The following is a 12305-nucleotide window of genomic DNA, read 5'->3' as shown; positions in this document are numbered from 1 at the left end:
CCTTTTAACGGAGAGAAAATTCCGGATAACCTGTAGTTATCGCTAAAAGTCTTTGGGAAGGGGGGCCGGGGGGAACCCTTTCTTCAGAAAGGGTTCCCCCCGGCCTCTTTTTCCCTTCTTCCCTTCCTAGCCAAGGATTGCTTTCAGGTCCTCGTCGGGGGTGCTGATGGGTTTGATGTCATAGTTTTCGACCAGGAAGTTGAGCACGTTGGGGGTGAGGAAGGCCGGCAGGGTGGGGCCCAGGCGCATGTTCTTGATGCCGAGGTGGAGCAGGGTCAAAAGGATGGCCACGGCCTTTTGCTCGTACCAGGACAGGATCATGGACAGCGGCAGTTCGTTGACGCCGCAGTCGAAGGCCTTGGCCAGGGCCACGGCCACCTGGATGGCCGAGTAGGCGTCGTTGCACTGGCCCATGTCCAGAAGGCGCGGGATGCCGCCGATGTCGCCGAGTTTTTTGTCGAAGAAGCGGAATTTGCCGCAGGCCAGCGTCAGGACGATCGTGTCGGCCGGGGCCTTTTCCACAAACTCGGTATAGTAGTTGCGGCCGGGCTTGGCCCCATCGCAGCCGGCGACCAGGAAGAAGTGGCGGATCTTTCCGGCCTTGACCGCGTCGATGACCGCGCCGGCCACGCCCATGACCGCGTTGTGGCCGAATCCCGTCATGACCGTGCCCTTGTCGGTGTCCTCGGGGAAGCCCGGCATGGCCAGGGCCTTTTCGATGACCGGGCCGAAGTCGCCGTTTTTGACGTGGGTCGCGCCCGGCCAGCCCACGAGGCCGGTGGTGAAGATATTGCCCAGGTAGCTTGCGGCCGGCTTTTGGATACAGTTGGTGGTCATGAGGATCGCGCCGGGGAAGGCGGCGAATTCCTTGTGCTGGTTCTGCCAGGCCGTGCCGTAGTGGCCGTAAAAGTGCGGATACTTCTTGAGCTCGGGGTAGCCGTGGGCCGGCAGCATCTCGCCGTGAGTATAGATGTTGATGCCCTTGCCGGCGGTCTGTTCGAGCAGGTCCTTCAGGTCCTTGAGGTCGTGGCCCGAGACCAGGATGGCCTTGCCGGCCCTGGCCCCGAGCGGCACCACCGTGGGCACGGGATTGCCGTAGGCCCCGGTATTGGCGGCGTCGAGGAGCTCCATGGTGCGCAGGTTCACTTCGCCGCACTTGAGCACTAGACCCACCCAGTCGCCGAGGTTCTTGTCCGTGGTGAAGGTATCGGCCAGGCCCTTGTAGAGGAAGGCGTACACGGCCGGGTCTTCCTGGCCCAGGATGGCGGCGTGGTCGGCGTAGGCGGCGATGCCCTTGAGCCCGAAGATGAGCGTGTGCTTGAGCGAGCGGATGTCCGGGTCGGTTTCGGGGATATCCTTGAGGCCGTGCTGGGCGCCTTGCTTGATAAGGCCGTCCAGGTCGGCGGCCGGAACGAAGGTAGCCGGGCCTTCGGGCAGCTTGGCGGTAAGCGTGGCCGCCAGGGCGTCGCGCTCGGCCACGGTCTTTTCGATCAGGGGCCCAAAATCGGCGGCGTCGAAATTGACGTTGGTCAGCGTGGAGAACAGGGCCTTGGCGAAAAACCGGCCCGTGGTCAGAGGAACGTCCTTGCCCTCGGCCGCGGCGGTGGTCGCCGCCTGGCCAAGACCGGTCAGCGCGTAGACGAGCAGATCCTGGAGATCGGAGACTTCGGGGGTCTTGCCGCACACGCCGAGTTTGTCGCATCCGGTGCCCTTGGCCGTCTGTTCACACTGGTAACAAAACATATGTGTCCTCCGTTTGGGGTTGGGGCGGTGGTTTGTTTCAGTGGTTTTCAGACTACGCGGGCCGGGGCAAAACGGTTTGACCTAAGTCAAGAAGCGCTATTTTTCTGGAAGGAGCGTCGTCGCGACCGGGCGTGGCGTCCTTCGGAGAATATTTCTTCCTACACCGTTTTTGTGTATAACGGTCAAGCCGGGGCGTGGCGTCGGAACTGATGGGGAAGATGGCCGAGTCCCGGACGTCACGTCTGCGTCCGGTTCCAGACCGGGAGTGCGGAGAATGCCGCATGTTCGCGAAATGCATTGCATATTATTTGTGGGGCAACACACATTGGGGGCACAGTGTTGTCCGGTGGAGCCCGATCCGGATTGCGCCTTTACGGCATGTCGCATTGTCGATGTACGATGGTCACAAGTGCACGTTATTAGCATCATTACTGTTTTCAGGAATGCGTTGGGAAAACCCGGACCCCTTTCTTCCTTGCGAGGTGAATATGTTTAAGAACATGAAATTGCGGAATAAAATCCTTATCCCTGTGGCGTTTGTATGCGCGTGCATATTCATCACCATCATGGTCGCCGTGGATATGCAGATACAGGAGAAGTCCGTCCGGGAGACGCAGCAGCTGGGACAGGAGATCAGCGCCCGTTATGCGGCCGTGATTCAGGGGAAACTGGACCAGTCAATTGTCGCCGCCAAGATCCTTGCCGCCGCCGTGTCCAGCGAGCATGCCAAAGCCGCTCCGGATCGGGCGGCCGTGGTCGACCTGCTGCACCGCAGCCTTGGCGCCATGCCCGACGTCTTCGGCGTCTGGACCGCCTGGGAGCCAAACGCCTTTGACGGAAAGGACAAGGATTTCGCCAAGGCCGAGGCCATGCACGAGGTGTCGGGGCGGTTTCTTCCCTACGTCATCCGGGGCGAAAAGGGCGTGGAGGACACCCATACTTCCGCGCCTACCGCCGAAAGTCGCGCGGACGGGGAAAAATGGTATTGGAAGCCGCTGCAGACCGGGAAGATGCTTCTGGTGGAGCCCACGGAATACGAGGTGGCCGGCCGCAAACGGATGATGATCAGCGTGTGCGTGCCGCTTCTGGACAAAGGCAAGGGCGTGGCCGGGCTGGACATGAGCCTGGAGGAACTGCAGCGTCTCGCCGCGGGCGTGAAGATCTTTGATTCGGGTTATGGCACGCTGCTGTCCAATGCCGGAATGATCGTGGCCCATAAGGATAAGAATCTCATCGGGAAGCCGGTGGAACAGTACTTGTCCGACGCCAACAAGGCGGCGGTGGCCGAGGCCTTGCGGAACGGCACGGCGCTGGTGTTTTCCCAAAAGTCCGCCCTGACCGGAGAGGAAATGCTCTACAGCATGACCCCGGTCGCCCTCGAGGGCGTGAGCGGCGCCTGGAGTTTCATTGCCGTCATTCCCGAGGCGGCCATGTACGCCAGTGTCAGGGCCGTGCAAAAGACGCTTCTGGGATTGAGCCTCGGCGGCATGCTCGTGCTGATCGTGGCCCTTTTCCTGATTGCCAGGGCCATCGTCCGGCCGATCCAACAGATCATGAAAGCGACCCAGGGCGTGGCCGCCGGTGATCTGGACCGGCCCATCCCCTTGCGGCAAGAAGACGAGATCGGCAAGCTGGCCGACAGCCTGCGCACCATGGTGACGAGCCTCAAGGGCAAGATCGCCGAGGCCGACGACAAGACGCGGCTGGCCAACGAACATTCGCGCCTCGCGGCCGAGGCGACCCGGCAGGCCGAGGAGGCCAAGGCGGCGGCGGAACAGGCCCGGGCCCAGGGCATGCTCCAGGCCGCCGGCAAGCTCGAAGACGTGGTGGGCATCGTCAGCTCGGCCTCCGAGGAGATTTCGGCCCAGGTGGAACAGTCCACGCGCGGGGCCGAGGAGCAAAGCGCCCGGGTCGGCGAGACCGCGACGGCCATGGAGGAGATGACCGCCACCGTGGTGGAGATCGCCAAAAACGCCTCCGAGGCGGCGCAGTCCGCCCAGAACGCCAAGCACAAGGCCGAGGACGGGGCCAGGATCGTGTCCCAGGCCATCGCCGGCATCGGCGAGGCGCAGGATCAGGCTCTGGAACTGAAAAACGACATGACCGACCTCGGCCGCCAGGCGGAGGGCATCGGCCAGATCTTGAACGTCATTTCCGACATCGCCGACCAGACGAACCTGCTGGCCTTAAATGCCGCCATCGAGGCGGCAAGGGCCGGCGAGGCCGGCAGGGGCTTCGCGGTCGTGGCCGACGAGGTCAGAAAGCTGGCCGAGAAGACCATGACCGCCACCAAGGAAGTGGGCGACGCCATCCGGGACATCCAGTCCGGCACACGCAAGAATATTGGCAACGTCGAGCAGGCCGTGGAAAAAATCCAGACCGCCACGGGGCTTTCGGCCACATCGGGTGACGCCCTGAGCGAAATCGTGGCCCTGGTCGAGTCCACCTCGGGCCAGGTCCTCTCCATCGCCACGGCCTCCGAGGAACAGTCGGCCACCTGCGAGGAGATCAACCGCTCCATCGAGGGCATAAGCCGCGTGTCGGCCGAAACTTCCGACGCCATGCGCCAATCGGCCAACGCCGTGGCCGAACTGGCCGACCAGGCCCAGGCGCTCAAGGACCTCATCATCCGCCTCCAGGAAGAAGGGCATTCGGCCGGGGCGGACTCCTCCGAGGCCGGGCGCGTCTTGGGCACGGGCGCGTCCCCGGCGGCCCTGCCGGGCGCGAAAGGCTGAGATCGGCGTCCCGATATTGGAGAGCCGCCGCCAGGGGATGACGGCGGCTTGAAAATTGAGCAGGATACGGCCCTGGGAAGGAGGGGCCATGAAGGTACTGTGCAGCAATCCGCCGTGGTGGATCGAGAACCCGGATGCCATCCATGGCCCCGGGTTGTTGGCCGGGGTGCGGGCCGGGTCGCGTTGGCCGTTCACCAGCGTCGTGCGCTCAAAGCCCGGCGAGTACCGTTTCGGCGACTACCTGCCGTATCCTTTTTTTCTCGGTTCCGCCGCCAGCTACCTTGCCCGGGAGACCGGGGCCACGGTCGCCTTTCGCGACTCCATTGCCCTGCGCGAGGACTACGCGACCTATTTCGCCTACCTTAAGGAACAGGATTTCGATTACATCGTCATCGAGTCGGCCTCCCCGAGCTGGGAGCACGACGCGGGGCTCATCACCCACATCAAGCGGGAAAATCCCCGCACGAAAATCATCGTCGCCGGCCCCATCACCTGTCTTGGCGAAAAGCTTCTGGCCGAGCATCCGCTGCATGCCGCCATCCGGGGGGAATACGAAAAGGGCTTGGTCAAGGTCGTGTCCGGCGGCGTGTCGGGCCTGCTGCCCTTCGACCTGTTGCGCGAGGAGGAGCTCAACGCCGCGCCGACGCCGTACTTCGACGAGCTGCATGCCCACCGCTACTGGGATTCCAATCCCAAGGGCCAGCTTTTCCCGCAACTGCAGATGCTCACCAGCCGGGGCTGCCCTTTCAAGTGCATCTTCTGCGTCTGGCCGGCCGTGATGTCCAACGACGACCCCGACGGCACGGGCGTGCGGCTCGTGCGTCAGCTTTCGGCCGACGCCGTGGAGGGCATCCTCACCGACCTTGTCGGCCGCTACGGCTACAAGTGCGTCTATTTCGACGACGATACCTTCAACCTGGGCGACCGCCACGTGCGGGCGATATGCGGCGTCATGAAGCGCATAGGGCTTCCCTGGTCGGCCATGTGCCGGGCCGACACCATCTCCCGGGAAACCTGGGGGCTCATGCGCGAATCCGGCTGCTTCGGCGTCAAGATCGGTTTCGAAAGCGGCAACCAGTGGGTCATCGACAACATCGTCCGCAAAAAGCTCGACCTGGAAAAGGCCCGGGACGTCGTCTGCCACATCAAATCGCTCGGCATGACTGTCCACGGCACCTTCACCGTGGGCCTGCCCGGTGAAACGTCCGAGCAGATGGCCGACACCGAGCGCTACCGGAAGTCCTTGCCCCTCGACACCTACCAGGAATCCGGCACGGCCGAGATCGAGGGTTCTCCGCTCTCGTCGCTGCGCAAATCCGGCAGCCTGGAAAAATACGCCGGGGCCAGCCTGGACGGGTATGTCGGGGAAAACGACGGCACCCGCAAGATGCGCCTGGTGGCCCTGCGCGACGCCGGACTTGCCGATGCCGAGCGGTGCCGCAAGTACAGCCGACCCGCCCTGGCCGAGACCATCTGCCTCAATCTGCTCGAAACCGGCGGCGAGGACGCGGCGGTGCTCAACCTGCTCGGTGAGCTGGCGCTCGACGCCCGCAAGACCGACGTGGCCGTGCGCTATTTCGGCCGGGCCATCAAGGCTGACGCCGACTGCGCCGTAGCCTGTCGCAACCTGGGCTTTTTGCTGCGCGACCAGGGGCTGTTGGAGGAGGCCGCCTCGTGCCTGCGCCGGGCCCTGGCCATCGATCCCGGCGACGCGAAGGCCCGGGAAGGGCTCGTCGCCATCGGCGCCGATCCCGACGACGACATGCCGGCCGGGGCGACGGACCAGGCGGCCCTGGCGGCAAAGCTCGGGGCGCTGTCCGTGACGGCCTGGGGCCGGAACATGCTGTTGGCGTTGCGGGAAAAGGAGCGCGTCATCGAGGCGAGCCTCTCCGCGCCGGTTGCGAGCGCGCCCGGAAGCGGGCCGGGCCGGCTTGTCGTTTTCGACCACGGCCTGCGCTTTCTGGCCGGGCACCATTTCGCCTACGACCTCGGCGTGCTCAAGGAATGCCTGAAACGGGAGCTGCCGGTCGAATTCTACGTCTACGCCGAGTGCCAGCCCGAGGCGGTCCAGGTGCTTCGGGCCAAGGCGGTGCTTATGCCCTGCCAGTACACGTCCCAGTCCTCGGACGAGTACTGCGCCTGCCTGGAGGATTTTTTGCTCTCCGGCACCATGACGGAATACAACCTGTTCAAGAACCTGCGAAACGATCTCGGGCCAACGGACCTCGTGTTCGTGCACACGGCCCATCCGCAGATCGTGCGGGGCATCGCGGCCTGGTACAAGGCCCTGGCCCGGGACAAGCGGCCGTATCTGTGCCTGAAGTTCCAAAACCACTGCTACCGGTTCGTGGCTGTGGAGTATCGGGCGCTGATGCGCTCCATCTTCCGGCTGGCGCTCAAGCCCTTTCTCGACGAGGACAAGGTCTTTTGCGCGGCCAGCAACCGGCTGATCGCCTCCCAGATCCGGCGCGTGGCCGAAAAACCGTGCCCGGTGTTTCCGGTGCCGCTCCAGCTCGAAGTCCCGGCCAAACCCTACAAGAGCCGGGCCGAGAAGGGCCGGATCGTCATCGGCTATGCCGGCGAGGGGCGCGAGGAGCAGGGCGTGTCGCTTTTGCCGGACGTCATCGAGGCGCTGTTGCCCACCTATCCGGACCTGACTTTCGTGGTGCAGTTGGCCTGCCGCTATGCCGACACCGTCACCATGGCCCGGCTGTACGCGTTCGGCGACCGGGTGCAGGTGTTCGAGAACTGCTACGTGGGAGAGGATTTCCACCGGCTGCTGGCCTCCTTCGACGCGCTGGTGCTGCCGTACCGGCCGGGCAACTACGTGGAGCGCTCGTCCCAGATCGTCATCGAGGCCATGGCGCTCGGCGTGCCGCTGATCGTGCCGCTCGGCACGTCGCTGGCCCTCGAGGTCAAGCAGTTCGACGCCGGCTATACGCTTATCCGCAACCACGACGCGCCCGGCGTGGCATCGGCCGTGGCCCGGTTTATCGATAACCATGACGAACTGGCTCGCAAATCGGTGGAGGCGGCCCCGCGCTGCACCGCTTTTCACAGCGGCGCCAGCCTGGTCGACATGCTGCTCGCCTCGTATGCCGCCCTGGCCGGAGAGCGGGGCGGGGAAAAACGGCTGGCCGGAGGAACGTTATGAAATATCCCTGCGAGATGTGCCGCTTTCGGGCCTTGGCCGCAAAGCGGCCGGCATCGTTCTGGGCGCGGCTGTGGCGCTGGCACACGGGCTGGTGCCCGGGCTGGAAGCGTTACCAGAAGGCGCTTGCGGCCGGGAAAATCGTCGAAAAGCGTCCCTAGATCCTGGCCACGCCCAGAAAGACGGCGTGCAGGCTGACGACCAGGGTCAGGTAGGCTGTCCGGGCCGCCACGGGGGAGAGCCCCGGGAAGCGCAAGGTGATGCGCGAGGCCGGGCAGGCCCCGAGACAGTCGCCGCAAAGCGTGCAGGAATTTTCCGGCCTTCCCTTGGCCAAGGCCCGCGGCGGCAGGGCCAGGTAGCGGCAAACCCGCGAACACCGGCCGCAGCCGTCGCAGTCCGGCGCGATGCGAAGCCGCCAGGGGCTGATCTTCCCCAATACGTTGCCCACGAATCCGATGGGGCAGTAGGCCACGCAGTGGACCATGACGCCGGTTTTGCGCGAGGCCACGACCATGATCCCAAGCCCGGCCAGACCGAAGACGGCCACCAGGGCGAGGGCCACGGCCGTGTCCGCGCCCAGGGCCCGAAGCCCGACGGCCGCGCCGATGCAAAGGGCCAGGGTGGCGATGCGCCAGCGTGTGCTTGAAACGGGCAGGCGGGCCGGATTTTTCCCGGACGCGGCGGCGCAAAGGCCGTCCAGGGCCCCGACGTAGCACAGGTGGGCGCACCAGCCCGGCCCGACGAGAAGGACCGTGGCAAGGTAGAGGATGGGCATGAAATAGCCGCCGCCCCGGTAGATGGGACCGGCGACGATGAGCGCCGGCACCGGCGGGTGCAGCGCGCCGGTCATGAGGCACTGTCCTATTCCGGCCAGCCCCAGGGCCAGCTGGCCGAAAAAGACCAGGGAAAAGGCCGTCCAGTAGCGAAGCCGCAACGGGCCCGTGCGGGAGGCCGTGACCATGCGCCCGGTCAGCCCAGCGGCATAAAGTCCCAGGAGTGCGATTTCGAGGTGCCCCCAGCCCGGGAAAAAGCGGTCGGCCAAAAGCACCGGAAAGGGCACTTTGGCCCTGGCCAGCCAGAGCAGGCCGGCCGTGAGCCAGAAGGCGACGACCCGGGCCGGGGTGCGGCCGCGACCGGCCTGCTTCACCCCGGGTCGGGTTTCCCGTATGCATGGCGTCTCGGACATGGGCGCACTCCTTTGGCGGCAGGGCAATTGAAAATGCCTCTACGACGCCCGGGAGCGGATGGCTTTGACCTAGGTTAACCCGGGACGGATATGGACAAGAAACAGGCCGTGGCCGGCATCGGGCTTTTTTCCGGCCTTGGCGACAAGGATCTGGCCGCCCTGGCGGCGGTGGCCGAAACGCGGCGTTATGCCCGGGGCGAGGACATCTTTTTCGCGGGCGAGCCGGCGTCCGGCTTTTTCTCCGTGGTCACGGGCAAGGTGCGCATCTACCAGATGTCGCTCGCCGGCAAGGAGCACATCCTGCACGTGTTCGGGCCGGGCGAGGTGTTCGCCGAGGTGGCGGTTTTTTCCGATCGCGTCTATCCGGCCAGCGCCCAGGCCATGGAGGACGGGGAGTACCTTTTTTTCCCCAGGGAGCGGTTCCGGCGGCTTTTGGCCGACGAGCCGGACCTGGCCATGGACATGCTGGGACTTTTGGCCGTGCGCCTGCGTCAGATGGTCAACAAGCTCGAGGACCTGAGCCTTCACGAGGTGCCGGCCAGGCTCGCCGCCCATCTGCTGTTGCTCGAGGCCCAGAGCAAAACGCGCCGCCTTACCCTCGATTTGCCCAAGGGCCAGCTGGCCGCCTATCTCGGCACCATTCCCGAAACCCTTTCCCGGGTGCTCAGGCGTTTTGCCGACGACGGGTTGATCGCTCTTTCCGGCAGCGCGGTGGAGCTCCTCGACATGCCCCGCCTGGAGAGACAAGCCGGAGGCCGCGCGGTTACCGGCAAGGGCTAACCTCTCTTCGCAAACCACAATAGACCGTATTTCCAGCCGCGTGCGGTAAAAGAATTTTCCTCGGTAAAGGGGGGACCGGGGGGCGTGCCCGCCCCCCGGCGGTAGGGTCCAGGGGAGGCAGAGCCTCCCCTGGCTGCCGGAGGCTTCTCCACTATTGCTGTGCCGCCACCACCACACGGTTGCGGCCGGTGTCCTTGGCTTCGTAGAGGGCGGCGTCGACGCGCTGCATGAGGCTTTCCGGGGTGTCGCCGGGGTGGGCCTGGGCCACGCCGAGGCTGATGGTGCCGGGGATGTCGTGGGGGAAGGGCGTGTCGGCGACCAGATTGCGCAGCTTTTCCGCCAGAACGCGGGCCTGATCCAGGTCGGTGTGCGGCGCGGCCACCACGAATTCCTCGCCGCCGTAGCGAAAGAGCCAATCCACGCCGCGCACGGCCATGGACACCCGCCTGGACAGTTCCCGCAGCATGGCGTCGCCGGCGGCGTGGCCGTGGGTGTCGTTGACGATCTTGAAGTGGTCGATGTCGAACATAATGACGGAAAAAGGTGGTCCGTAGCGGTCGAGGCGTTTGAGTTCGTGGCCCATGACCTGGTTGAACTTGAGCCGGTTGTAGGCGCCGGTCAGCTGGTCCGTGACGGCCAGCTCGGTCAGGGCCTCGTTGGCGCCTTGCAGCCGTTCCCGGTCGGCGCAGATGCGGCGCACCATGGGCCGCAGGATGCAGACCCCCACGCTGGTGAGCAGCAGCAGCATGCCGCCGGTGGCCCAGGCTTCGACCTGGCGCAGGATGGTCAGCCGGGATACGGCCCTATGCTGGTAGGCCTGGACCACGGCGGTCAGGTCTCGCAACTCGTTTTCCCCAAAAGCGAGCACGTGCTGGAACTTGGGATCGGACAGGGAGGGCCGGTCGGCGTCGGCGTGGTAGAAGGTCCGGGTGCTGGCGATGAAAAAGCGCATCCGCTTGTCCAGCTCGAAGGGCTGCTTGAAGTAGATGGACATCAACTCCGGAGCGTGGGCGGCAAAGGAGTTGGGGTCGTTGAGGTCGGCCAGAAGGCGCTGGTGGTTTTTTTCCAGCAAGTCCACGAAGCGGGCCAGATGGGCGCGGATGGCGCGCCTGGACTCCTCGTCGTCGGCCGCGGCCAGAAGCAAGCACTGGGCCAGGACGCGCTGGATGAGCAGGCGTTGGGAACCGGTGACGGCCGTCATTTCGGCCGAGTGGTCGATGGTGTCCATGACATGGCGAAACATGACATAGGACAGCACCGCCAGCCCGGCCACGAGGGAAAGCGCGACCACGTAGCGCACGGTGATGTTGCGCTTGAAGTGGTCGGTCGGCAACGCGTTCACGGCGTGTCGGGTATGGAACATGACACACTTGTAGGCGAGTCGCGGCGAAGCATCAAGGCCGTCTGCGGATTCAGCAGACGACTTTGACCTGTTCGGCCACGGCGATGGCCTTGGCCTTGGCCTCCTCCACGTCCCGGCCCAGAGCCAGTGCCACGCCCATACGGCGCAGGCCGTGCACCTCGGGCTTGCCGAAAAGGCGCAGGGACGTATCCGGCGCGGCCAGGGCCTGTGCGGCGATCTCGTAGGCGGGGGCGGTGGAGTCCCCCTGGCCCAGGATGACGCGCGAGGCGGCCGGGGCATACTGGCGGATGGCCGGGATGGGCAGCCCCAGGATGGCCCGCACGTGCAGGGCGAATTCGGACAGGTCCTGAGAGATGAGCGTGACCATGCCCGTGTCGTGGGGCCGGGGGGAAACTTCCGAAAAGAGCACCTTGTCGCCGGCGACGAAAAGCTCCACGCCGAAAATGCCGCGTCCGCCAAGGGCCCCGGTCACGGCTTCGGCCATGCGTCTGGCCTCGGCCAGGGCCGCCTCGGTCATGGGATGGGGCTGCCAGGATTCCCGGTAGTCGCCCTTTTCCTGGCGGTGCCCGATGGGGGCGCAAAAGCTGGTGCCGCCGACATGGCGCACGGTGAGCAGGGTGATCTCGTAGTCGAAGGCGACGAAGCCTTCCACGATGACGCGTCCCGCCCCGGCCCGCCCGGCCGTCTGGGCGTAGTCCCAGGCCGCCTCGGCCGAAGCCGCGTCCCGGGCCACGCTTTGGCCCTTGCCCGAGGAGGACATGACCGGCTTGACCACGCAGGGGAATCCCACGGCGTCGCAGGCGGCCAGGAACTCCTCTTTCGTGTCGGCGAAACGGTAGGGCGAGGTGGCAAGGCCCAGTTCCTCGGCGGCCAGCCGGCGGATGCCTTCGCGGTCCATGGTCAGCCGGGCGGCCTTGGCCGTGGGCACCACCGTGTAGCCTTCGGCCTCCAGGGCCAAGAGCTCCGGGGTGGCGATGGCCTCGATCTCCGGCACGATGTAGTCGGGCTTTTCCGCCTCGATGATGCGGCGCAGGGCGGCGGCGTCGAGCATGCTGACGACGTGGGAGCGGTGGGCGACCTGCATGGCCGGGGCGTTGGCGTAACGGTCCACGGCGATGACCTCGACGCCCAGACGCTGGGCCTCGATGGCCACCTCCTTGCCGAGTTCGCCGGAGCCAAGCAACAACAGTTTGGTGGCCGAAGGGGTCAGGGGCGTGCCGATGCGCGTCATACGATGCCTCCTCAAGGAATATGCTCACAAAACCAACAAGCTACAGACCAGAGACGTCAAGGACAAGAGGAAAGAATGAGGGAGAGGAGAATGCGAGAGGGGAAACCCTTTAAAAA

At 65.2% G+C, this 12305-nt stretch carries 8 protein-coding genes; 4 read left to right on the top strand and 4 right to left on the bottom strand.

What is annotated here, in order from left to right; translation table 11 throughout:
- Window positions 1-126: 126 nt before the first annotated feature.
- Entirely contained in the window at window positions 127-1743 is a 1617-nt protein-coding gene (gene hcp / locus DESFRDRAFT_RS20065) for a hydroxylamine reductase (protein WP_005997069.1), read from the bottom strand.
- 500 nt (window positions 1744-2243) lie between these two features.
- Between hcp and DESFRDRAFT_RS20060 the strand changes: the two genes are divergently transcribed.
- The 3 genes from DESFRDRAFT_RS20060 to DESFRDRAFT_RS22785 all read left to right on the top strand — a co-directional run bounded on the left by DESFRDRAFT_RS20060 (window position 2244) and on the right by DESFRDRAFT_RS22785 (window position 7790).
- A complete protein-coding gene (locus DESFRDRAFT_RS20060) occupies window positions 2244-4478 on the top strand; it encodes a methyl-accepting chemotaxis protein (RefSeq protein WP_233489666.1) in 2235 nt (744 codons plus the stop codon).
- An 88-nt stretch (window positions 4479-4566) separates the two neighbouring features.
- Complete coding sequence (locus DESFRDRAFT_RS21585; RefSeq protein WP_005997067.1) at window positions 4567-7632, top strand: radical SAM protein; 3066 nt, start codon at window positions 4567-4569, stop codon at window positions 7630-7632.
- Window positions 7629-7790: a hypothetical protein gene (locus DESFRDRAFT_RS22785; protein WP_005997066.1), complete on the top strand. Its 162-nt coding sequence runs from the start codon at window positions 7629-7631 to the stop codon at window positions 7788-7790. Before DESFRDRAFT_RS21585 ends, DESFRDRAFT_RS22785 begins: the two co-directional genes overlap by 4 nt.
- On the opposite strand, the gene DESFRDRAFT_RS20050 is transcribed toward DESFRDRAFT_RS22785, so the two are convergent.
- On the bottom strand, window positions 7787-8815 hold the full coding sequence (locus tag DESFRDRAFT_RS20050) for a 4Fe-4S binding protein (protein ID WP_005997065.1): 1029 nt from the start codon (window positions 8813-8815) through the stop codon (window positions 7787-7789). The two genes, DESFRDRAFT_RS22785 and DESFRDRAFT_RS20050, sit on opposite strands and share 4 nt — an antisense overlap.
- Before the next feature lie 90 nt (window positions 8816-8905).
- On the opposite strand from DESFRDRAFT_RS20050, the gene DESFRDRAFT_RS20045 reads away from it, so the two are divergent.
- Window positions 8906-9595 carry a Crp/Fnr family transcriptional regulator gene (locus DESFRDRAFT_RS20045; protein ID WP_005997063.1) on the top strand — a complete coding sequence of 230 codons (690 nt, stop codon included), beginning with the start codon at window positions 8906-8908 and terminating at the stop codon, window positions 9593-9595.
- A gap of 151 nt (window positions 9596-9746) precedes the next feature.
- On the opposite strand, the gene DESFRDRAFT_RS20040 is transcribed toward DESFRDRAFT_RS20045, so the two are convergent.
- Complete coding sequence (locus DESFRDRAFT_RS20040) at window positions 9747-10958, bottom strand: GGDEF domain-containing protein (RefSeq protein WP_005997062.1); 1212 nt, start codon at window positions 10956-10958, stop codon at window positions 9747-9749.
- A 49-nt stretch (window positions 10959-11007) separates the two neighbouring features.
- Window positions 11008-12189 carry a formate-dependent phosphoribosylglycinamide formyltransferase gene (purT, locus tag DESFRDRAFT_RS20035; RefSeq protein ID WP_005997061.1) on the bottom strand — a complete coding sequence of 394 codons (1182 nt, stop codon included), beginning with the start codon at window positions 12187-12189 and terminating at the stop codon, window positions 11008-11010.
- Between the last annotated feature and the right edge of the window lie 116 nt (window positions 12190-12305).

Source organism: Solidesulfovibrio fructosivorans JJ] (genome assembly GCF_000179555.1).
Lineage (GTDB): Bacteria > Desulfobacterota > Desulfovibrionia > Desulfovibrionales > Desulfovibrionaceae > Solidesulfovibrio > Solidesulfovibrio fructosivorans.
This window is presented reverse-complemented; position numbering and strand designations above follow the sequence as displayed.

Bases quoted from the DNA above. Each gene is read 5' to 3' on its own strand.
- hcp (WP_005997069.1), bottom strand. From the start codon at position 1,743: ATGTTTTGTTACCAGTGTGAACAGACGGCCAAGGGCACCGGATGCGAC.
- DESFRDRAFT_RS20045 (WP_005997063.1), top strand. From the start codon at position 8,906: ATGGACAAGAAACAGGCCGTGGCCGGCATCGGGCTTTTTTCCGGCCTT.
- purT (WP_005997061.1), bottom strand. From the start codon at position 12,189: ATGACGCGCATCGGCACGCCCCTGACCCCTTCGGCCACCAAACTGTTG.
- DESFRDRAFT_RS20060 (WP_233489666.1), top strand. From the start codon at position 2,244: ATGAAATTGCGGAATAAAATCCTTATCCCTGTGGCGTTTGTATGCGCG.
- DESFRDRAFT_RS22785 (WP_005997066.1), top strand. From the start codon at position 7,629: ATGAAATATCCCTGCGAGATGTGCCGCTTTCGGGCCTTGGCCGCAAAG.
- DESFRDRAFT_RS20050 (WP_005997065.1), bottom strand. From the start codon at position 8,815: ATGTCCGAGACGCCATGCATACGGGAAACCCGACCCGGGGTGAAGCAG.
- DESFRDRAFT_RS20040 (WP_005997062.1), bottom strand. From the start codon at position 10,958: ATGTTCCATACCCGACACGCCGTGAACGCGTTGCCGACCGACCACTTC.
- DESFRDRAFT_RS21585 (WP_005997067.1), top strand. From the start codon at position 4,567: ATGAAGGTACTGTGCAGCAATCCGCCGTGGTGGATCGAGAACCCGGAT.